Annotated in this window: 23 protein-coding genes; 13 read left to right on the forward strand and 10 right to left on the reverse strand. The window is 65.9% G+C overall.

Going from position 1 to position 19,312, the window contains the following annotated elements:
- Window position 1: 1 nt before the first annotated feature.
- Genes AB688_RS04920 through AB688_RS04930 form a run of 3 tightly spaced genes read right to left on the reverse strand, consistent with a single transcriptional unit; the run spans window position 2 to window position 2,577 of the window.
- The gene (locus tag AB688_RS04920; protein ID WP_054893589.1) at window positions 2-1,267 is read right to left on the reverse strand and encodes an ABC transporter permease; all 1,266 of its coding nucleotides are present in this window, start codon (window positions 1,265-1,267) and stop codon (window positions 2-4) included.
- Complete coding sequence (locus tag AB688_RS04925; protein WP_063542511.1) at window positions 1,267-1,977, reverse strand: ATP-binding cassette domain-containing protein; 711 nt, start codon at window positions 1,975-1,977, stop codon at window positions 1,267-1,269. The genes AB688_RS04920 and AB688_RS04925 overlap by 1 nt, the downstream gene beginning before the upstream one ends.
- Complete coding sequence (locus AB688_RS04930) at window positions 1,978-2,577, reverse strand: DUF2796 domain-containing protein (protein WP_063542513.1); 600 nt, start codon at window positions 2,575-2,577, stop codon at window positions 1,978-1,980.
- 133 nt (window positions 2,578-2,710) lie between these two features.
- Between AB688_RS04930 and AB688_RS04935 the strand changes: the two genes are divergently transcribed.
- Window positions 2,711-3,058 (forward strand): hypothetical protein, encoded by a 348-nt coding sequence (locus tag AB688_RS04935; protein ID WP_063546622.1) that lies wholly within the window; start codon window positions 2,711-2,713, stop codon window positions 3,056-3,058.
- Window positions 3,059-3,116: 58 nt separating this feature from the next.
- Here AB688_RS04935 and trxA read toward each other — a convergent pair whose 3' ends face one another.
- The 3 genes from trxA to AB688_RS04950 are packed head-to-tail and all read right to left on the reverse strand — an operon-like array spanning window position 3,117 to window position 5,157.
- A complete protein-coding gene (gene trxA / locus AB688_RS04940; RefSeq protein ID WP_063542515.1) occupies window positions 3,117-4,004 on the reverse strand; it encodes a thioredoxin in 888 nt (295 codons plus the stop codon).
- 39 nt (window positions 4,005-4,043) lie between these two features.
- Complete coding sequence (locus AB688_RS04945) at window positions 4,044-4,703, reverse strand: class I SAM-dependent methyltransferase (RefSeq protein WP_054893593.1); 660 nt, start codon at window positions 4,701-4,703, stop codon at window positions 4,044-4,046.
- A gap of 1 nt (window position 4,704) precedes the next feature.
- Window positions 4,705-5,157, reverse strand: coding sequence for a YbaY family lipoprotein (locus AB688_RS04950; protein ID WP_063542517.1), 453 nt, complete (start codon window positions 5,155-5,157; stop codon window positions 4,705-4,707).
- Window positions 5,158-5,262: 105 nt separating this feature from the next.
- On the opposite strand from AB688_RS04950, the gene nrdR reads away from it, so the two are divergent.
- The 12 genes from nrdR to AB688_RS05010 all read left to right on the forward strand — a co-directional run bounded on the left by nrdR (window position 5,263) and on the right by AB688_RS05010 (window position 13,982).
- Window positions 5,263-5,727 (forward strand): transcriptional regulator NrdR, encoded by a 465-nt coding sequence (gene nrdR / locus AB688_RS04955; protein ID WP_054893595.1) that lies wholly within the window; start codon window positions 5,263-5,265, stop codon window positions 5,725-5,727.
- A gap of 2 nt (window positions 5,728-5,729) precedes the next feature.
- The gene (gene ribD / locus AB688_RS04960; protein WP_063542519.1) at window positions 5,730-6,860 is read left to right on the forward strand and encodes a bifunctional diaminohydroxyphosphoribosylaminopyrimidine deaminase/5-amino-6-(5-phosphoribosylamino)uracil reductase RibD; all 1,131 of its coding nucleotides are present in this window, start codon (window positions 5,730-5,732) and stop codon (window positions 6,858-6,860) included.
- 42 nt (window positions 6,861-6,902) lie between these two features.
- Entirely contained in the window at window positions 6,903-7,568 is a 666-nt protein-coding gene (locus tag AB688_RS04965; protein WP_054893597.1) for a riboflavin synthase, read from the forward strand.
- Window positions 7,569-7,586: 18 nt separating this feature from the next.
- Window positions 7,587-8,678 carry a bifunctional 3,4-dihydroxy-2-butanone-4-phosphate synthase/GTP cyclohydrolase II gene (gene ribBA / locus AB688_RS04970; RefSeq protein ID WP_054893598.1) on the forward strand — a complete coding sequence of 364 codons (1,092 nt, stop codon included), beginning with the start codon at window positions 7,587-7,589 and terminating at the stop codon, window positions 8,676-8,678.
- A 92-nt stretch (window positions 8,679-8,770) separates the two neighbouring features.
- Complete coding sequence (ribE, locus tag AB688_RS04975; protein ID WP_054893599.1) at window positions 8,771-9,247, forward strand: 6,7-dimethyl-8-ribityllumazine synthase; 477 nt, start codon at window positions 8,771-8,773, stop codon at window positions 9,245-9,247.
- Complete coding sequence (nusB, locus tag AB688_RS04980; RefSeq protein WP_054893600.1) at window positions 9,244-9,744, forward strand: transcription antitermination factor NusB; 501 nt, start codon at window positions 9,244-9,246, stop codon at window positions 9,742-9,744. Before ribE ends, nusB begins: the two co-directional genes overlap by 4 nt.
- An 18-nt stretch (window positions 9,745-9,762) precedes the next feature.
- Entirely contained in the window at window positions 9,763-10,731 is a 969-nt protein-coding gene (gene thiL / locus AB688_RS04985) for a thiamine-phosphate kinase (RefSeq protein ID WP_063542521.1), read from the forward strand.
- Window positions 10,728-11,231, forward strand: a complete 504-nt coding sequence (locus AB688_RS04990) for a phosphatidylglycerophosphatase A (protein ID WP_054893602.1) — start codon at window positions 10,728-10,730, stop codon at window positions 11,229-11,231. Before thiL ends, AB688_RS04990 begins: the two co-directional genes overlap by 4 nt.
- 16 nt (window positions 11,232-11,247) lie before the next feature.
- Window positions 11,248-11,991 (forward strand): substrate-binding periplasmic protein, encoded by a 744-nt coding sequence (locus tag AB688_RS04995; protein WP_063542523.1) that lies wholly within the window; start codon window positions 11,248-11,250, stop codon window positions 11,989-11,991.
- Window positions 11,992-12,139: 148 nt separating this feature from the next.
- Window positions 12,140-12,757, forward strand: coding sequence for a GTP cyclohydrolase II (ribA, locus tag AB688_RS05000; protein ID WP_054893604.1), 618 nt, complete (start codon window positions 12,140-12,142; stop codon window positions 12,755-12,757).
- Window positions 12,754-13,173 carry a hypothetical protein gene (locus tag AB688_RS05005; protein WP_063542525.1) on the forward strand — a complete coding sequence of 140 codons (420 nt, stop codon included), beginning with the start codon at window positions 12,754-12,756 and terminating at the stop codon, window positions 13,171-13,173. Before ribA ends, AB688_RS05005 begins: the two co-directional genes overlap by 4 nt.
- A complete protein-coding gene (locus AB688_RS05010) occupies window positions 13,173-13,982 on the forward strand; it encodes a cobalamin-binding protein (protein ID WP_063542527.1) in 810 nt (269 codons plus the stop codon). Before AB688_RS05005 ends, AB688_RS05010 begins: the two co-directional genes overlap by 1 nt.
- On the opposite strand, the gene AB688_RS05015 is transcribed toward AB688_RS05010, so the two are convergent.
- The 4 genes from AB688_RS05015 to AB688_RS05030 form a co-directional block, all read right to left on the reverse strand.
- Entirely contained in the window at window positions 13,960-15,831 is a 1,872-nt protein-coding gene (locus tag AB688_RS05015) for a TonB-dependent receptor domain-containing protein (protein WP_063542529.1), read from the reverse strand. The two genes, AB688_RS05010 and AB688_RS05015, sit on opposite strands and share 23 nt — an antisense overlap.
- Window positions 15,832-15,935: 104 nt before the next feature.
- The gene (gene dxs, locus AB688_RS05020; RefSeq protein ID WP_063542531.1) at window positions 15,936-17,831 is read right to left on the reverse strand and encodes a 1-deoxy-D-xylulose-5-phosphate synthase; all 1,896 of its coding nucleotides are present in this window, start codon (window positions 17,829-17,831) and stop codon (window positions 15,936-15,938) included.
- 175 nt (window positions 17,832-18,006) lie between these two features.
- Window positions 18,007-18,894, reverse strand: coding sequence for a (2E,6E)-farnesyl diphosphate synthase (ispA, locus tag AB688_RS05025; protein WP_063542533.1), 888 nt, complete (start codon window positions 18,892-18,894; stop codon window positions 18,007-18,009).
- On the reverse strand, window positions 18,891-19,133 hold the full coding sequence (locus AB688_RS05030; protein WP_054892757.1) for an exodeoxyribonuclease VII small subunit: 243 nt from the start codon (window positions 19,131-19,133) through the stop codon (window positions 18,891-18,893). Before AB688_RS05030 ends, ispA begins: the two co-directional genes overlap by 4 nt.
- Between the last annotated feature and the right edge of the window lie 179 nt (window positions 19,134-19,312).

The following is a 19,312-nucleotide window of genomic DNA, read 5'->3' on the forward strand; positions in this document are numbered from 1 at the left end:
CTCAGAGGTGGATCGACAGGCCATCGGCCAACGACTGCCGGTAGGCACGCCAGGCCGGAACGCTGCCCATCAGCAGCGCCGCACCGAGGATGATCGCCAGCAACGTCCATTCGTGCGGGCTTGGCCAGGCCAGCGGCAGGAACAGCCCGTAGTTGGACTGTACCGCGTCCTGGGCCAAGGCGATTCCCCCATAGAGCAATCCCAGCCCGGCGACGATACCGCTGACCGACAGCGCCAGCGCTTCGAGCACCAGCAGCCCGGCGATATGCCAGGGGCGCGCACCCACCGAGCGCAGGATGGCCATTTCGCGTCGCCGTTCGTTGAGGCTGGTGAGAATCGCCGTGAGCATGCCGATCAAACCGGTCAGTACCACGAACAGCGACACCACGAACAACGCCTGCTCGGCGATGCCCATCATGCCCCACAGCTCTTGCAGGGCCACGCCGGGCAAGATCGCCAGCAGCGGCTCGCTGCGGAATTCGTTGATCTCCCGCTGCACGCTGAAGGTGGCGATTTTGCTGTTCAGGCCGAGCATGAAGGCCGTGATGGCGGTGGGTTGAAGGTCCATGGTGCGCGCCTGGTCGGCGCTGATGCGCGCGGCGCCGCGGGCTGGCACGCCGTTCTGCCAGTCGACGTGGATGGCTTCCATCCCCGCCAGGCTGATGTGCAGGGTGCGGTCCACGGGGGTGCCGGTGCGCTGCAGAATGCCGACCACGGTGAAGGGCTTGTCGTCGTGCTTGACCAGGCTGATGGTGGCGATGCCGTGGGCCAGCACCAGGCTGTCGCCGAGCTTGTAGTGCAGGGCTTCGGCCACTTCGGCGCCAAGCACCACTTCGAACGGGTCGTTGGCGAACTGGCGGCCCTGGCTCAGTTGCAGGTGCTGCTGGCGGCCGTACTGGTAGTGGGTGAAGTAATCGCTGTTGGTGCCCATCACCCGGTAGCCGCGGTGCGAGTCGCCCAGGGAGATCGGGATCGCCCACTTGACCCGCGGGTCCTTGGCGTAATGCTCGAAGCTGTCCCAGCGGATGTTGTTGGTGGCGTTGCCGATACGGAACACCGAGTACAGCAGCAGGTTGACCGACCCCGAGCGCGCCCCGACGATCAGGTCGGTGCCGCTGATGGTGTTGGCGAAACTGGCGCGGGCTTCGGTACGCACGCGCTCCACCGCCAGCAGCAGGCACACCGACAAGGCGATGGCGAAGGCGGTGAGGAAGGCAGTGAAGCGGCGGTTGGCCAGGCTGGCCAGGGCTAGACGGAGCAGGTACATCAGGCCTCCCGAGGCTTGGCGGCGCGGTTGAGCTCGGCCAGCGACAGGTCGCGGTCGAACAGGGGCGCCAGGCTCTGGTCATGGCTGACGAACAGCAGGCTGGAGCCTGCGGCGCGGCATTCGTCGAACAGCAGGCGGATGAACACCTCGCGGGTGTCGGCGTCGAGCGCGGAGGTCGGCTCGTCGGCGATCACCAGTTCCGGTTGGCCGATCAGTGCACGCGCAGCGGCGACCCGCTGTTGCTGGCCGATCGACAGGGTGTCGGCGCGCCGGGCGAGCAGGTCGGGGTCGCCCAGGCCCAGGTGGGCGAGCAATTGCGCCGCTGCCTGGTGGATGCTGCCATGGCGCTGCGCCGCACGTTCGGCACGGCTGCGCGAAAAGCGGCAGGGCAACTCGACGTTTTCCTGCACGGAGAGAAACGGCAGCAGGTTGAACTGCTGGAAGATGTAGCCGGTGTGGTCGACACGGAAACGGTCGCGAGCGCCCTGGCCCAGCTCCGCCAGGTTCTGCCCGAGCAGCCGCACTTCGCCCTGGTCGGGCAGGTTGACCCCGCCCAGCAGGCCGAGCAGGGTGGTCTTGCCGCTGCCGCTGGGGCCTTTGAGGAACAGCGCCTCACCGGCCTCCAGACGGAACTGGGAGATGTTCAGCAACGGCTGCTGACCTGGCCAGGCGAAGACCAGGTCATGCAGTTCGATCAGCGGCTGGCTCATTCAGAACGCAACCACGGCCTTGGCCGGGGTGCTTTCGAAGCCCTTCTGGCCGTTCGGGCCGACCAACTGCACATTGATCTTCTGGGTTTGCGGGTACGCCTTGTACAGCGACGACAGGTCGATCTGGGTCAGCTTGGCCGGAGCTGCGCAGGTCAGCTGGTAGTGCGCGTGGATCTCGCTGTGCTGGTGTTCATGCGCGTGGTCATGGTCATGGTCGTGATCGTCGTCACCGTCGTCGTCCTTGGCCGATGGCTCGTCACCGAACAGCGGGCTTTCCAGCTCCTGCTGGTCTTCCTTGCAACCGGCCGCGCTGGCCAGGCCGAACAGCTTGAGCGGCTGTTCGAGTTGCTTGCGCACAGCCTCGACCTTGGCCTTGTCGGCATCGCTGCCGGGCATGTGCTCGAAGCCGACCAGGTTCATTGCCGGGCTCTCCAGCGCCAGCTCCAGGGTATTGCCATCCAGGCCGACGTTCAGGCGTGCGACGCCGTGCTCGTGGGCAGGCAAGGTGCCGTGGGCATGATCGTGGTCGTGATCGTCATGGGCCTGGGCAACGGCCAGGGGCAGCAGGGCGAAGGGCAAGGCGAGGAGCAGGCGGCGCATGGACGACTCCAGAAGCGGACGGGAAAGATTTGGTAATGTTATAACAACTTTTCTTGTCGATGCCAGACGCTTGGCGCAGGTTTCATGTCGTGGGAGCATGCACGTCATCGATCCGCGATTGAAGGAAGGCAGCGTGAGAATCCGAGGACAGATCGGCGACTGGCCGGTGGACCTGACCATCGAACTGGATCCGGCGGAGTGGGCCCAGCTTGGGCGCAGGCTCGAAGAGGCGCCTGCGCTGGCAGAGGTGGCGAGCGCGCCTGGTGCTGCGCCAGTGCGGCAGGATGATAGCCAGTGGTCGGCGGCGCGCGAGGTGTTGCGTCAGGCTGGAGCGCTCAGTGGGCCTGAGTTGCTGGAGCGGCTGGAAGGGTTGGCCGGGAGTGTCGCGGCAGGCAAGCGGCTGCTGGTGCGTTTGCGCCACAGCAGTGAAGTGAAGGTGGAAAGCGGTGCGGATGCGCCGGTATATCGCTGGGTAGGCTAGTTGCCGGGGACGGTGCGTGGCTGGAGGCCACCTCCTGCAGGAGGTGGCGGCTTAGGGCTCAGAACATCGCCGAAGACAACCGGCGGCGGTACACGCCCACCAGCGGATGGTCACCGCCGAGCAGGTCGAACACCTGCAGCATGGCTTTCTGCGGCAGGCCGTTGTCATAGGCGCGATTGCGCTGGAACAGCTTGAGCAGCCCGTCCAGCGCAGCTTCGTACTGCTGGCGCGCCAGTTGCTGGATGCACAGCTGGTAAGCCGCTTCGTCATCCTGCGGGTTCTGCGCCAGGCGGCTCTTGAGCTCGGCGGCCTCCGGCAGGCTGGCGGCCTGGCGCAAGAAGGTCAGTTGCGCCTTGGCACCGGCCAGCGCGGCCTTGTGCTCATCGCTCTTGACTGCGTCCAGCACTTGCTGCGCTGCGTCCAGGTCGCCGCGTTCGGCCAGGCAGCGGCCGTAGTAGATCAGCGCCTCGGCGTTGCTGTTGTCTTCACCGAGCACGGCCTGCAGCAGCGCTTCGGCCTCGCTGAAACGGCTCTCGGCGAACAGCGTCTTGGCCTGCTCCAGTGGCGAGGCAGTCGGCGGTGCAGGCATCTGCACATGCGGCTCGAGCATGGCGCGAATCGCCGACTCCGGCTGGGCACCGGCAAAGCCGTCGACCGGCTGGCCATCCTTGAACAGCACCACGGTCGGCAGGCTGCGGATACCGAACTGGGCCACCACCTGCTGCTCGACGTCGCAGTTGATCTTGGCCAGCAGCAGCTCGCCCTGGTAGCCCTCGGCGATCTTCGCCAGCAGCGGCATCAGCGCCTTGCAGGGCGCGCACCACTCGGCCCAGAAGTCCACCAGCACGGGCTTGTGGAAGGAATTCTCGATCACCAGTTGCTGGAAGTTGGCATCGGTGGCGTCGAAGATGTAGGGCGTGGCGGTATTAGAGGAAGCTTGGCTCATCGCAACTCTCGCAGCTTTCGCAAATTCGGAATGGCACCACTATAAAGGCTCGCGGCTGGCGTGGTACAGGCTGACCCGGCGGAATTCGTGCGGCTCGGCCAGGTCTGGCAGGGTCAGGGCGTCGAGCACGCCGAGCTGGCGATAGAGCGGGTGGCTGAAGTCGCGTACCCGCGAGTCGGCGACCAGTGCCTGGCGACCCCGGCCGAGAAAGGCATCGAGCAAGGGCAGGTTGGCGCGGTCGTACAGCACGTCGGCGACGAGGATCAGGTCGAAGCGGTCGGCTTCGGCGAAAAAATCCTCGCTGTAGCCCAGCGTCACGCCGTTGAGTGCAGCGTTGGCGCGGCATGCGTCCAGGGCCAGCGGGTCGAGGTCGCAGGCGACCACCTCGCGCGCACCGGCACGGGCTGCGGCGATGCCGGCGATCCCCGAACCTGCGCCGAAGTCCAGCACGCGCTTGTCACGTACCCATTCGGGGTGTTGGGCCAGGTAGCGAGCCATGGCCAGGCCGCTGGCCCAGCAGAAGCTCCAGTAGGGGGGCTCGTCGAGGATGCGCCGGGTCTCGTCGGGGCTGAATGCCCGGTCCATGTTCTCGGCGTCGAGCAGCCACAGCTTGAGGTCGCAGCCCGGCAATTCGCTGATGACCAGGCGCGCTTCGCCAATCAGGCCGCTGAGGGCCTGTTGCAGGTGTAGCGGTGTCACGTTATGGCGCCTTCTCGAAACGCAGTGGGCCGGTGGTCTGGGTTTCGGCCTGGACGATGCGCTGCGGCGGCAGGTGCATGATCAGTTGGCCGGAGCGGCTGGCGCGCCCGCGCAGCTCGACCCGGGCGCCGGCAGGAAAGGCCTCGGGGTTGAAGCGTAGATGATAAGGCAGGGCCTGGCCGGTGCCGGTCAGGTCGCTGCTGGCCAGCAGGCGTTGGGGGCGGCCGCGCTCGTCGATCACCAGCAGTGCCAGCTCGACTTCGGCGCCTGCGGGGATTTCCATCAGGGTGCCGCTGAGTTCGCGCTGGTAGGCCGGCAGCGGGCCCGGTTCGTCGCTCTTCTTGACCGTCTTGGGCGCGCTGGGCGCCACAGGCTGTTCGGGCTTCGGTCGGTCGCTGCCGCAGGCGGCGAGCAGGCCGGCCAGGCACAGGACGACGAGGGCTCGATGGTGCATGGGGTAATCCTTCACAGGCAGATTTCTCTGGATGGTAACCCCTTTGGCTTGTCTTGCCAGTGGGATGCGCTACCATGGCCCTCCCTTTTTTTGTTGCCTGCCACCATGCACTGTCCCTTTTGCGGTGCCAACGACACCAAGGTCATCGATTCGCGACTGGTCGCCGAGGGCGAACAGGTCCGCCGCCGCCGCGAATGCGTCGCCTGCGGCGAGCGCTTCACCACCTTCGAGACCGCCGAACTGGTCTTGCCCCGGCTGATCAAGCAGGACGGCACGCGCCAGCCCTTCGACGAAGACAAACTGCGTGCCGGCATGCAGCGGGCGCTGGAGAAGCGCCCTGTCGGCGTCGAGCGCCTGGAAGCGGCGCTGGCGCACATCAAGAGCCGCCTGCGGGCTACCGGCGAGCGCGAAGTGAAGTCGCTGGTGGTCGGCGAGCTGGTGATGTCCGAGCTGCGCAAGCTCGACGAAGTTGCCTACATCCGCTTCGCTTCGGTGTATCGGCGCTTCCAGGACCTCGACGAATTCCGTGAAGAAATCGACCGCCTGGCCCGTGAGCCAGCCAAAGAGTAAGCATGTCCAGCCAGACCGCGTTGCTTGACGCCCATTACATGGCCCGTGCCCTGGAACTGGCCCGCAAGGGCCTGTACACCACCCACCCCAACCCGCGGGTGGGCTGCGTGATCGTTCGCGACGGCGAAGTGGTCGGCGAGGGCTGGCATGTGCGTGCCGGCGAGCCGCATGCCGAAGTGCATGCCCTGCGCCAGGCCGGTGAGCGTGCGCGTGGCGCCTGCGCCTACGTCACCCTCGAGCCCTGCAGCCACCATGGCCGCACGCCACCGTGCGCCGAGGCGCTGGTCAAAGCAGGTGTGGCGCGGGTGGTGGCGGCGATGCAAGACCCCAACCCGCAGGTGGCCGGGCGTGGCCTGGGTCGGCTAGCCGAAGCCGGTATCGAGGTTGCCAGTGGCGTGCTCGAGGCCGAAGCCCGCGCGCTCAACCCGGGCTTTCTCAAGCGTATGGAGCATGGGCTGCCATTCGTTCGTGCCAAGCTGGCGATGAGCCTGGACGGCCGCACTGCCATGGCCAGCGGCGAGAGCCAGTGGATTACCGGCCCCGCTGCGCGCGCCGCGGTACAGCGCCTGCGCGCCCGCTCCAGCGTGGTGCTGACCAGCGCCCAGAGCGTGCTGGCCGACAACGCGCGGATGACCGTGCGCGCCGCCGAGCTTGGCCTGGACGACGAAATGACTGCGCTGGCCGTGTCGCGCCCGCCGCTGCGGGTGTTGATCGATGGCCGTCTGCGCCTGCCGCTGGACGCCCCGTTCTTTCAGGCCGGTCCGGCGCTGGTGGTCACCGCCGCCGCGCAGGACCCGCGCTACGCCGCCGCCGGCCACGAGTTGCTGGTGCTGCCCGGCAGCGATGGCCAGGTCGACTTGCCTGCGCTGCTGCGCCTGCTGGCCGAGCGCGGTGCCAGCGAGGTCCTGCTCGAAGCGGGCGCCGGTCTGGTCGGCGCCTTCGCTCGCCACGGCCTGATCGACGAATACCAGCTGTTCGTCGCCGGCACTTTCCTCGGTTCCCAGGCCCGCCCGTTGCTGGAGTGGCCGCTGGAGCACATGAGCGAAGCGCCGCGGCTAAAGATCATCGAAATGCGCGCCGTGGGCGATGACTGGCGAGTCACGGCCATCCCCTTGCCCGCGCCCGGCGTATAATGCCGGGCTTGCTTCGCGCAGCCCGTACCTGAGGAGAACACCATGTTCACCGGCATCATCGAATCCATCGGCACCATTCGCAGCATGACCCCCAAGGGCGGTGACGTGCGCGTCTACGTCGAAACCGGCAAGCTCGACCTGGGCGACGTCAAGCTCGGCGACAGTATCGCGGTCAACGGCGTGTGCCTGACCGCCGTGGAACTGCCAGGCGATGGCTTCTGGGCCGACGTCAGCGTCGAGACCCTCAAGCGCACCGCGATGGTCGAGCTCAAGAGCGGCAGCCGCGTCAATCTCGAAAAGGCCCTGACCCCCACCACCCGCCTGGGCGGCCACCTGGTCAGCGGCCATGTCGACGGTGTCGGCGAAATCGTCTCGCGCAGCGATAACGCCCGCGCCATCCAGTTCCGCGTACGCGCCCCGAAAGAGCTGGCCAAGTACATTGCCCACAAGGGCTCGATCACCGTCGATGGCACCAGCCTGACGGTCAATGAGGTCGATGGCGCTGAGTTCGAGCTGACCATCGTCCCGCACACCCTGTCCGAAACCATCATGGCCGACTACCGTGCAGGTCGTCGGGTGAACCTTGAGGTCGACCTGCTGGCCCGTTACCTGGAGCGTCTGCTGCTGGGCGACAAGGCCGCCGAGCCGAGCAAAGGCAGTGGCATCACCGAAAGCTTCCTGGCCGCCAACGGCTTCTTGAAATCCTGATTGAGAAGGGGGTGCCGCGTGGCGCTCAACAGCATCGAAGAACTGGTCGAAGACATCCGCCAGGGCAAAATGGTCATCCTCATGGATGACGAAGACCGCGAAAACGAAGGCGACATCATCATGGCAGCCGAGTGCTGCCTGCCCGAGCACATCAACTTCATGGCCAAGCACGCCCGTGGCCTGATCTGCATGCCGATGACCCGCGAGCGCTGCGAAACGCTCAAGCTGCCGCTGATGGCGCCGCGCAACGGCTCCGGCTTCGGCACCAAGTTCACCGTGTCGATCGAGGCCGCCGAGGGCGTCACCACCGGCATCTCCGCCGCTGACCGCGCCCGCACCGTGCAGGCTGCCGCCGCGAAGGACGCCAAGGCCGAGGACATCGTCAGCCCTGGCCACATCTTCCCGCTGATGGCCCAGCCTGGCGGCACCCTGGCCCGCGCCGGCCACACCGAAGCGGCCTGCGACCTGGCGCGCATGGCCGGTTTCGAGCCGAGTGGCGTCATCTGCGAAGTGATGAACGACGACGGCACCATGTCGCGCCGCGCCGAGCTGGAAGTGTTCGCCGCCGAGCACAACCTCAAGATCGGCACCATCGCCGACCTAATCCACTACCGCATGATCCACGAGCGCACCGTGCAGCGCGTCTCCGAACAGCCGGTCGAAAGCGAGCTGGGCCAGTTCAACCTGGTCACCTACCGTGACTCGGTGGAAGGCGACGTGCACATGGCGCTGACGCTGGGCAAGATCTGCGCCGAAGAGCCGACCCTGGTGCGTGTGCACAACATGGATCCGCTGCGTGACCTGCTGCTGGTCAAGCAGCCGGGCCGTTGGAGCCTGCGCGCGGCCATGGCCGCAGTGGCCGAGGCCGGCAGCGGCGTGGTGCTGCTGCTGGGTCACCCGCTGGACGGCGATGTGCTGCTGGCGCATATCCGCGAAAGCGCGGGCGATGTGCAGGCCAAGGTGCCGAGCACCTACAGCACCGTGGGTGCCGGTTCGCAGATCCTGCGCGACCTCGGTGTGCGCAAGATGCGCCTGATGAGCTCGCCGATGAAGTTCAACGCGATATCCGGATTCGATCTGGAAGTTGTAGAATACGTGCCCTCCGAGTGACACAGGTGCGCCAGCATTGTCCTGGCGCTCGTGTCCGAACCCTCCCGAAGGCCGCCTGGTGCGGCCTCGCTCTTTAATATGAGAATACCGGAATGACCCTGAAGACCATCGAAGGTACCTTCATCGCCCCCAAAGGTCGCTATGCTTTGGTGGTTGGCCGCTTCAACAGCTTCGTCGTCGAAAGCCTGGTGAGCGGTGCCGTCGATGCCCTGGTTCGCCATGGCGTCAGCGAAAGCGACATCACCATCATCCGTGCCCCGGGTGCCTTCGAGATCCCGCTGGTGGCACAGAAAGTCGCCCAGCAAGGCGACTACAGCGCGATCATCGCCCTGGGTGCAGTGATCCGTGGCGGTACCCCGCACTTCGAATACGTGGCGGGCGAATGCACCAAGGGCCTGGCCCAGGTGTCCATGGAGTTCGGCGTTCCGGTATCCTTCGGCGTGCTGACCGTCGACTCCATCGAGCAAGCCATCGAGCGTTCCGGCACCAAAGCCGGTAACAAAGGTGCCGAAGCTGCCCTGTCCGCCCTGGAAATGGTCAGCCTGCTGGCGCAGTTGGAGGCCAAGTGATTAGCGACGACAGCGATCGTTTCAACCCGCGCGATCCAAAACCTGCGGATGCCGGCAAGCCCTCCAAGAGTGCCAAGCGTCGCGAAGCCCGCAAGCTCGCCACGCAAGCGCTCTACCAGTGGCACATGGCGCAGCATTCGCTGAACGAGATCGAGGCTCAGTTCCGGGTCGATAACGATTTCTCCGATGTCGACGGTGCCTATTTCCGTGAAATCCTCCACGGGGTTCCGGCAATCAAGGGCGAAATCGACAGCGCACTCAGCCCTTGCCTGGACCTGGCACTGGACGAACTCGACCCGGTCGAGCTGGCCGTGCTGCGTCTGTCCACCTGGGAGTTCATCAAGCGCGTCGACGTACCGTACCGCGTGGTGATCAACGAAGGCGTGGAGCTGGCCAAGGTCTTCGGTGCCACCGATGGCCACAAGTTCGTCAACGGTGTGCTCGACAAGCTCGCGCCCAACCTGCGCGAAGCTGAAGTCAAGGCCAACAAGCGCTGATCGCGGCGCTGACGAGCCATGGGTGAGTTCGAGCTGATCCGTCACTTCTTTGCCGCCGCGCCTTGTGCGCAGGGCGGTAACGGCGTGGCCCTGGGGATCGGTGACGATTGCGCCCTGCTGGAGCTGCCGGCCGGCGAACAGCTGGCAGTCTCCACCGACACGCTGGTCGCAGGTGTGCACTTCCCGGCAGTCTGCGACCCCTCGCTGCTCGGCCAGCGCTCGTTGGCCGTGGCCGCGAGCGACCTGGCGGCCATGGGCGCGACTGCCATCGGCTTCACCCTGGCCCTGACCTTGCCGGAGGTCAGCGCGGATTGGCTGCAAGCCTATGCCCAAGGTCTGCAGCGCATGGCCCACCGCTGTCGCATGAGCCTGATCGGCGGCGACACCACCCGCGGCCCCCTGAGCATAACCGTCACCGTGTTTGGCCGGGTTCCGGCCGGGCAGGCCTTGCGCCGTGACGGTGCCAGGCCGGGCGACCTGCTGTGTGTCGGCGGCAACCTGGGCAACGCCGCAGGGGCCTTGCCGCTGGTGTTGGGCGAGCGCCAGGCGCCGGCTGAACAGGCCCAGGCGCTGCTTGCGCAGTACTGGTCGCCGATGCCGCAGCTCACCTTGGGCGAGCTGCTGCGTGGCCATGCCACGGCGGCGCTGGACGTTTCCGACGGCCTGCTTGCGGACTGCGGTCATATCGCCCGGGCCTCGGGCGTCGCCCTCGAAGTGAACCAGCATCAGGTTCCGGTATCTACCGAACTGGAGGCTTTCCTCGGGCGTGACGCTGCCGCGCACGCGGCGCTCACCGGCGGCGACGACTATGTGCTGGCCTTCACCATCCCCGCCGCGCAACACCAGGCATTGCAGCTGCCGGGGTTCATCCATGTCCATGTCATCGGCCGCGTCCTGGACGGGCAGGGCGTCACGCTGCGTGATCGCCAGGGTCGTGACATCACCCCCACGCAACGGGGCTATCAACATTTCAGGGAGACACCGTGACCGACCACCCCAATCAGGTGCCTGCGGAGTTCGTTCCGCCTTCGGTCTGGCGCAATCCATGGCACTTCATCGCGTTCGGCTTCGGCTCCGGTACCTTGCCCAAGGCGCCGGGCACCTGGGGCTCGCTGGTGGCGCTGCCGTTCATCCCGCTGTGGCAGATGCTGCCGGATTGGGGCTACTGGCTGCTGCTGGGAATCACCATGCTGTTCGGCTTCTGGCTGTGCGGCAAGGTGGCGAATGACTTGCGCGTGCACGATCATGAAGGCATCGTCTGGGACGAGATGGTCGGCATGTGGATCACCTTGTGGCTGGTGCCCGAAGGTTGGCAGTGGCTGCTCGCAGGGTTCCTGATGTTCCGCTTCTTCGACATCCTCAAGCCTTGGCCGATCCGCTGGATCGACCGCCATGTGCACGGCGGTGTCGGCATCATGCTCGACGATATCCTGGCCGGCGTGTTTGCCTGGCTGGGCATGCAGGTACTGGTTTGGGCGGTAGCCTGATACAGGGAGCGGGTCGATGGCCATACGGACTGTGCTACTGGCGCTGATACTGGTTTTCCTGCCCTGGAGTGCCGGGGCCGCCGAGCTGCCGAAGCAGGTGCGGCTGGTCAGCGAGGAGTGGATCGACTACACCAACGCCGATGGCAGCGGGGTTGCCTGGGATGTGCTGCGCAAGGTGTTCGAACCGGCCGGGGTGAAGGTCGAGGTAACGAGCGCGCCTTACAGCCGTGCAGTCGGGCTGGTCAAGCGCGGCGAGGCCGACGCCTGGGTGGGTTCGTACAAGCAGGAGAACGACGACAACCTCTACCCGCGCTGGCACTTCGATATGGACCATATCTATGCATTGGGGCTTGCCAGCAAGCCGGTTCCGACGCTGAACAGCGTCGGCGAGTACCGCCTGGCGTGGGTGCGCGGCTATGACTACCAGAGCTACCTGCCCGATGTGAAAAACTTCCGCGAGATCCAGCGCCGCGAAGGCATCCTGCCGATGCTGGAGCATGACCGGGTGGATTTCTATATCGATGCCGAAACCGAAGTGGATTACGTGCTGCACCAGGCCAGCAAGCCGCAGGACTTCCGCCGCACCCACATCGCTGAGCTGCCGCTGTACCTGGCCTTTACCCGCAGCGATCAAGGCAAGGCCCTGCGCGACCTGTTCGACCAGCGCATGGAGAAGCTGGTACGCAGTGGCGAGCTGCGCTCGATCTTCGAACGCTGGAAGCAGCCGTACCCGTTCGCTTCCGACAGCCAGCCGCATTGATCGCCGAGGCTCCGACCACGGGGGCGTATCTGGCGAGCCTATGCATCGAACTTTTCGATCTTAGGCCGCGAGATTCAGCCTGCGCATGCCCGCTGGGCTGCTGATACAATCTGGCCCATTGAAATTTCCTACTTATCAGGAGCACAACGTGCCCGTCGTCTTTGTTGCCGCCTCCAAACTCCCAACGCCCTTTGCGACATTCACCATGCACGGCTTTCTCGACGAAGCCACCGGCCGCGAGCATGTGGTGCTCAGCCTGGGTGATATCGCCGACGGTGAACCGGTGCTCGGGCGTCTGCACTCCGAATGCCTGACCGGCGACGCTCTGTTCAGCCAGCGTTGCGACTGCGGCTCTCAACTGGAAGCCGCGCTGCAGGCCATCGCCCGTGAAGGTCGTGGCGTGCTGCTGTACCTGCGTCAGGAAGGTCGAGGCATCGGCCTGTTGAACAAGATCCGCGCCTATGAGCTGCAGGATGGCGGTGCCGATACCGTCGAGGCCAACGAGCGCCTGGGCTTTGCGGCCGACCAGCGAGACTACGCCATGTGCCTGCCGATGCTCGAGCACCTGGGCGTCAAGTCGCTGCGCCTGATGACCAATAACCCACGCAAGGTCAAAGCCCTGACCGACATGAACATCGTGGTTGCCGAACGCGTGCCGCTGCACACTGGCCACAACCCGCACAACCGCCTGTACCTGGCGACCAAGGCCGACAAGCTCGGTCACATGATGGGCAACCGTCACCAGGGCGAGGCGCCCCAGGCGTGACCCGTGGCCAGGTGAAGCGGCGCCTGGCGCTGGCCTGGTGGCAGTATCTGGCTGTCGGGCTGGTGCCGCTACCGGTCATGGCCTGGGCCTTTGGGGGCAGTGAAGCGCTGATTCCGGTGCTGGCGATGCCACTGTTCATTGCCGGTGCCGCCACCATGTTTCTCAGCCTGCCGCGCTTCGGTGCCTACAAACGAGCGCTGATCGCCACCTCGAAAGTGCTCGACACCCCCGAAGAGCCCGCCGCCTGGATCGAACTGGCGCGGGTTCGTCGCCTGGCCATGACCTACGCCTGCTTCCCGGCCTGGATCGCCGCGCTCTCGGTGCTGGTGGGGCTGGAGGCGGTGCCTCAGGTGCTGTTGGCGTTGTCCACCGTGGTGCTGCTCTACCTTTACCGCATCCCGCGCCAACTGGGCTGATGCGCGCCTTTTTCGTTGCCGTGCTGCTGTCGATCGGTGCATTTGCCGAGGCTGGGCCGCGCGTGATCAGCCTCGGGCCGTCGATGACCGAGATCGTCCTGGAGCTTGAAGCGGACGATTTGCTGGTGGGCGTGCTCGACAGCGGCGAGCGGCCGCAGCGTCTGAAGGATCTGCCATCGGTCGGGCGCTACGGGCAACTGGACATGGAGCACCTGCTGGCGCTCAAGCCCGACCTGCTGCTGCTCTGGCCCGGCAGCGTGCCTCCGGCCCAGCGCGACCAGTTGCGTCAGCTGGGGATTGCCACGTTCAGCAGCGAGCCCCACGACCTTGAGCAACTGATCGAGCAGATCCAGGCCATCGCCGTGCGCCTGGGGCGTGCCGAGCAGGGGCAGCGCTACGCTGAGAGGCTGCGCGAGCGCCTGACCGAACTGCGCGAGCGCTATCGCCGCGAACAGCCACTCAAGGTGTTCTATCAGGTCTGGGATCAGCCGTTGTACACCCTGGGTGGCCGTCAGGTGGTGAGTGATGCACTGGCGGTCTGTGGGGCGCGCAACGTCTTTGCCGACCTTGAGCAGCCTGCGCCGCAGGTGAGCGTCGAGTCGGTGCTGGCGCGCGACCCTGATGTGATCCTGGCCGGCGACGCTGCGCAGTTGGCTGGTTGGAAGGCCTGGCCAAAGCTCAGCGCCGTTGCCGGTGGGCACCTGCTGGTGGTGCCCGACAAGGGCCTGGAGCGCCCCAGCGGACAAATGATCGAAGCGACGGCGCGCCTGTGTGCGCTGCTGGCGTCTACAGCGCCGGTGTCCAGGTAAGGCTCAGCAGCCAGGTGCGGCCTTCTTCGCGGTAGCCGTAGTCACTGCCGTCATAGTTGTAGAGCGCGCGGCTGTAGCCTTTGTCCAGCAAGTTATCCACCTTGGCCTCGAACTTCAGCGCATCACTTGCCGCCCAGCTGCCGCGCAGGCCCAGCAGTGCATATCCGCCGAGCCTGTTGCGATTGGCCTCGTCGTCATAGCTGTTGCTCAACGCCTGCCAGCTCGCCCCCACACTGAAGCGCTCGAACTGTCGGTCCAGGTCCAGGCTCAAGGTTCGGCGGGCGCGGCGAGCCAGGGTATGGCCGGTGTCACGGTCACGTGGGTCGATCAGCGCAAGGCCAAGCTGGCTGCGCCAGGGCCCCCAGTCCTGGGTCAGTGACATCTCCATGCCGTTGATCCGCGCCGAGGCAACGTTTCGCGGGATCGAGCCCTCGCCGAAGATGATCGCATCGCGCAGATCGGTGCGGTACAGCGAGGTTTCCAGGCGGCTGCTATCGCTCAACTGGCTGCGCCATTGCAGTTCATAGCTCCTGGAGCGCTCAGGGTCGAGGTCAGGGTTGCTGTACTGCGGGTAGTACAGGTCGTTAAAGGTGGGGGCACGAAACCCTTCGCTGTACGACAGCAGCACGTCGTTGTCGGTGTTCAGCGGCAGGGTCAGGCTGGCGCTCCAGGTGGTCTGGCCGCCGAACTGCTGGTTCTGATCGCGCCGCACGCCCAATTCGGTGGAGAAACGTTCGCCGCTGTAGCGATGCTGGAGGAAGGCTGCCCGGTTGTAGCGGCTGTCCTCGGCGAAGTCGGTGCTGCCGTGCACCCGGTCCTGATACCAGTCGGCGCCCAGCGAGAGGTTGTTCCGTGCATCGAGGGCGAGATCATTCTGCCAAGTGATCTGGTCGCGATAGGTGTTGAACACGCTGCCATCGTCGCTGAGCTTGTCGCGCTTGCGGTCGCGGTTCTCGCTATGGCCGATCTCCACGCGCGAATGCCAGAGGTCGCTGAGCTGGGCATCGATATAGGTGCCCAGGCTGCTGACGGTGAAGTCGGTGTAGGGTTTCTGGCCGAAGCTTTCGAATCTGACGGGGTCGAATCGGCCGAAGGGGTTGTCGTATTCGCTGCGCCCCCGGCTGTCGAGCAGGTTCGCCCCGGCCTCGAAGCGCTCACCGAAGGTGTGGCTCAGGCTCAGGTTGAAAGCCTTGTTGCGGTAGGCGTCGTGATCGCCATCGCTGGCGAAGGACGGCCCGGTCGAATCGATGCCTGCGGTTTCGTCGAGGCTGGCGCCGAGGTTGAAGCGTGTCTGGCCATCGCCACCGGACAGTCCCAGGCTGCGCTGGAAGGTCTGGTTGCTGCCGGCCGCCAGGCGCAGCCGCGGTTGCAGGCCGGGGCCGCTGGCGCGTCGGGTGAAGATCTGGATCACCCCACCGATGGCGTCGCTGCCGTAGACCGCCGAGCGCGAGCCGCGCAGCACTTCGACGCGCTCGATCTGGTCGACGTCGAGAAACTGCAGGCCGCTGTCGCCGGAGGTGGCGTTGGCAATGCGTACACCATCGACCAGCACCAGGCTCTGCGCGGCCTTGGTGCCGCGGATGAAAATCCCGGGCAGGCTGCCGCGGCCACCGGTGGGGGCGACTTGCACGCCGGGCACGCGGGTCAGCAGGTCGTTGACGCTGGAGGGTTGCAGGCGGTCGATGTCGGCGCGGGTGAAGACCGTGTTGGCGGCGCTGGTGGCGCTGCGCGATTCGACTTCGCGGTTGGCGCTGATCAGCACGTCGGGGAGCTTCAGGGCGTTGTCGCGTTCGGCGGCCAGCAAGGGCAGAGGGAGGCAGAGCAGCGGTGCAAAGGTCAGGATTTTCATGGGCAGTACAATAGCATTCGCGGGCGAGCCCGCTCCCACAGGGTTTCTACAGTACTCGAATACTGTGCAATCCCTGTGGGAGCGGGCTTGCGCGCGAAAGGGCCTTACAGGCCGAGCTTGGCCATGCGGGCTTTCACTGAGGCCTCGATGCCAGCAGCATCCAGCCCGCACTCGGCCAGCATCTGCGCAGGCTTGGCATGCTCGACATAGATATCCGGCAAGCCCAGGTGCAGCAGTGGCTTGACCACCGCCTCACGCGCCAGGAACTCGCTGACCGCCGCACCGGCGCCGCCCATGATGGCGTTTTCCTCGATGGTCACCAGCAGCTCATGGCTGCCGGCCATCTCCAGTACAAGCGCTTCGTCGAGCGGCTTGACGAAGCGCATGTCGACCACCGTGGCATCGATCTGCTCGGCCACCTGCAGCGCTTCGGTCAGTTGCACGCCGAACACCAGCAGCGCGACTTTCGAACCCTGGCGACGAATCACACCCTTGCCGATTTCCAGCGGCTCCAGGTCGCCGTCGATCGGCGCGTTGGGGCCGGTGCCGCGCGGGTAGCGTACGGCGGCCGGGCCTTTGTACAGGTGCCCGGTGCTGAGCATCTTGCGCAGCTCGTTCTCGTCGCTCGGCGTCATCACCAGCATCCCGGGGATGCAGCGCAGGTACGAGAGGTCGAAGCTGCCAGCGTGGGTCGGGCCGTCCTCGCCGACCAGGCCGGCGCGGTCGATGGCGAACAGCACGTCGAGGTCCTGTACCGCCACGTCGTGGATCAGTTGGTCGTAGGCGCGCTGCAGGAAGGTCGAGTAGATCGCCACCACCGGCTTGGCGCCTTCACAGGCCATGCCGGCAGCGAAGGTGACGGCGTGCTGCTCGGCGATCGCCACGTCGAAGTAGCGCTCCGGGAAGCGCTCGCTGAAGGCGACCAGGTCCGAACCTTCCTTCATTGCCGGAGTGATGCCCACCAGGCGGTTGTCGGCGGCAGCCATGTCGCACAGCCACTGCCCGAACACGGCGGAATACTTGGGCCCGCTGGGCTTTTTCGGTGCGACGGGCTTGTCGACAGGTTCGAGCTTGGTGATGGCGTGGTAGCCGATCGGGTCGACCTCGGCGGGGGCGAAACCCTTGCCTTTCTTGGTGACCACGTGCAGGAACTGCGGGCCCTTCAGGTCGCGCATGTTGCGCAGGGTGGCGATCAGCGTCGGCAGGTCATGACCGTCGATCGGGCCGATGTAGTTCCAGCCCAGCTCCTCGAACAGGGTGCCGGGCACCAGCATGCCCTTGGCGTACTCTTCGGTGCGCCGGGCGATCTCCCAGGCGCCGGGCAGGCGCGACAGCACTTTCTTGCTGCCTTCGCGCATGCTCGCGTAGGTGCGGCTGGACAGGATCTTGGCCAGGTAGTTGGACAGCCCGCCGACGTTGCGCGAGATCGACATGTCGTTGTCGTTGAGGATCACCAGCATGTCGGCATCGACTTCCTGGGCATGGTTCAACGCTTCGAAGGCCATGCCAGCGGTCAGCGCGCCGTCACCGATCACGGCGATGGACTTGCGCGGGTCGTTCTGCAGACGGGCGGCGATGGCCATGCCCAGTGCGGCGCTGATCGAGGTGCTGGAGTGGCCGACGCCGAAGGTGTCGTACTCGCTCTCGCTGCGGCGCGGGAAGGCAGCGACGCCGTCTTTCTGACGCAGGCTGAGCATGCGCTGGCGACGACCGGTGAGGATCTTGTGCGGGTAGGCCTGATGACCGACGTCCCATACCAGACGATCGTCCGGGGTGTCGAAGACGTAGTGCAGGGCGATCGTCAGCTCGATGACGCCGAGGCCTGCGCCGAAGTGCCCACCGGTCTGGCCAACTGTATAGAGCAGCTCCTGGCGCAGTTCGTCGGCCAGGCTCTCCAGGTCGGCTTCGGCTAGCCGGCGCAGGCCGGCTGGCGTGTCGGCGCGGTCCAGCAGAGGCGTGACCGGGCGTTCGCGGGGGATCTCTTGAAACGTCGTGGGCATCAGGCGAGTCGTTATAGGTTTGAAGACGCGGCAGTTTACCCCATTGTGGGAAAAGTGCCCATTGGACCACGGGTTACGCCGACCCTGTGGGAGCGGGTTTACCCGCGAAGACGGCGGTAGGCCCGGCATCGCATTCGCGGGTAAACCCGCTCCCACAGGGGATTGGCATCAACGCTTAATGGCGGCGCTCGACGATATAGCGCGCCAGCGCCCGCAGCGGCTCGGCGCTTTCGCCGAACCCTTCAAGTGCGACCAGCGCCTGGTCGCGCAGTTCGATCGCATAGGCCTTGGCGGCATCCAGGCCGAGCAGGGCGGGGTAGGTTGGTTTGTCACGAGCGATGTCGGCGCCCTGGCGCTTGCCCAGGGTGGCGGTATCGCTTTCGACGTCGAGGATGTCGTCCTGCACCTGGAACGCGAGGCCGATGGCCTGTGCATAAGTCTGCAAGGCATCCAGTTGGGTGGCTTCGGCACGGCCGCTGGCCAGGGCGCCGAGACGCACGCTGGCCTCGATCAGTGCGCCGGTCTTGTGCCGGTGCATGTATTCCAGGGCCTGCTGGTCGAGCTTGACCCCGACCGAACCGAGGTCGATGGCCTGGCCGCCGACCATGCCGGCCGGGCCTGCGGCCTTGGCCAGGGCCTGGACCATGGCCAGGCGGATGGCGTCAGGCTGCGGGCTCAGGCGCGCATCGAGCAGCGCGCTGAAGGCCAGGCTCTGCAGGCCGTCGCCAGCGAGGATCGCGCAGGCTTCGTCAAATGCCTTGTGGGTGGTCGGCTGACCGCGGCGCAGGTCGTCGTCGTCCATGGCCGGCAGGTCGTCATGCACCAGCGAGTAGGCATGGATCAGCTCTACCGCGCAGGCTGCGCCGTTGGCTTGCTCGGGCGCAACGCCAAAGGCTTCGCAGGCGGCGTAGGCGAGCAGCGGGCGTACACGCTTGCCGCCGTTCATCACGCTGTAGCGCATCGCTGCGTAGAGCCGTTCGAGCTCCTTGGACGGCGCCACGAACAGCGGCTCGAGGGCGGCGTCGACGCGCGCCTGGCAGGCGCTCTGGTAGCTGTTGATCATTCCTGCGGTTCCGCGTCGAAGGGCTCGGCGGCCAGTTCGCCGTCACGCTCCAGGAGGATCTGCACCTTCTGTTCGGCCTGGGCCAGCGCGCCCTGGCAGTCGCGGGTCAGGGCGATCCCCTGCTCGAACGCTGCCAGCGACTCTTCCAGCGACAGCTCGCCGGTCTCCAGGCGCTCGACCAAGGCTTGCAGGTCGGCGAGGGATTGTTCGAAATCGATGGAGGTTTTCTTGCGGGCCATGGCGACTGTCTCGGTGGCGTTTTTAACGGCGCGACACTAGCAGAGCGGGGCGGGGGGAGCAAATTGCGGTACCTCCCAGGAGGCAATCCGTTGGTAGTATTTTGTTGCACTTGCTTCAGAAGTTTCTTATTGCAATTTGAGACGTGGTCGGATTGTGACCCCATGGGGGCTCTGCCATA

The sequence above is a fragment of the Pseudomonas putida genome, assembly GCF_001636055.1.
Classification (GTDB): Bacteria; Pseudomonadota; Gammaproteobacteria; order Pseudomonadales; family Pseudomonadaceae; genus Aquipseudomonas; species Aquipseudomonas machongensis.

Bases quoted from the DNA above. Each gene is read 5' to 3' on its own strand.
- AB688_RS04920 (WP_054893589.1), bottom strand. From the start codon at position 1,267: ATGTACCTGCTCCGTCTAGCCCTGGCCAGCCTGGCCAACCGCCGCTTC.
- AB688_RS04925 (WP_063542511.1), bottom strand. From the start codon at position 1,977: ATGAGCCAGCCGCTGATCGAACTGCATGACCTGGTCTTCGCCTGGCCA.
- AB688_RS04930 (WP_063542513.1), bottom strand. From the start codon at position 2,577: ATGCGCCGCCTGCTCCTCGCCTTGCCCTTCGCCCTGCTGCCCCTGGCC.
- trxA (WP_063542515.1), bottom strand. From the start codon at position 4,004: ATGAGCCAAGCTTCCTCTAATACCGCCACGCCCTACATCTTCGACGCC.
- AB688_RS04950 (WP_063542517.1), bottom strand. From the start codon at position 5,157: ATGCACCATCGAGCCCTCGTCGTCCTGTGCCTGGCCGGCCTGCTCGCC.
- nrdR (WP_054893595.1), top strand. From the start codon at position 5,263: ATGCACTGTCCCTTTTGCGGTGCCAACGACACCAAGGTCATCGATTCG.
- ribD (WP_063542519.1), top strand. From the start codon at position 5,730: ATGTCCAGCCAGACCGCGTTGCTTGACGCCCATTACATGGCCCGTGCC.
- AB688_RS04965 (WP_054893597.1), top strand. From the start codon at position 6,903: ATGTTCACCGGCATCATCGAATCCATCGGCACCATTCGCAGCATGACC.
- ribE (WP_054893599.1), top strand. From the start codon at position 8,771: ATGACCCTGAAGACCATCGAAGGTACCTTCATCGCCCCCAAAGGTCGC.
- thiL (WP_063542521.1), top strand. From the start codon at position 9,763: ATGGGTGAGTTCGAGCTGATCCGTCACTTCTTTGCCGCCGCGCCTTGT.
- AB688_RS04995 (WP_063542523.1), top strand. From the start codon at position 11,248: ATGGCCATACGGACTGTGCTACTGGCGCTGATACTGGTTTTCCTGCCC.
- AB688_RS05010 (WP_063542527.1), top strand. From the start codon at position 13,173: ATGCGCGCCTTTTTCGTTGCCGTGCTGCTGTCGATCGGTGCATTTGCC.
- AB688_RS05015 (WP_063542529.1), bottom strand. From the start codon at position 15,831: ATGAAAATCCTGACCTTTGCACCGCTGCTCTGCCTCCCTCTGCCCTTG.
- dxs (WP_063542531.1), bottom strand. From the start codon at position 17,831: ATGCCCACGACGTTTCAAGAGATCCCCCGCGAACGCCCGGTCACGCCT.
- ispA (WP_063542533.1), bottom strand. From the start codon at position 18,894: ATGATCAACAGCTACCAGAGCGCCTGCCAGGCGCGCGTCGACGCCGCC.
- AB688_RS05030 (WP_054892757.1), bottom strand. From the start codon at position 19,133: ATGGCCCGCAAGAAAACCTCCATCGATTTCGAACAATCCCTCGCCGAC.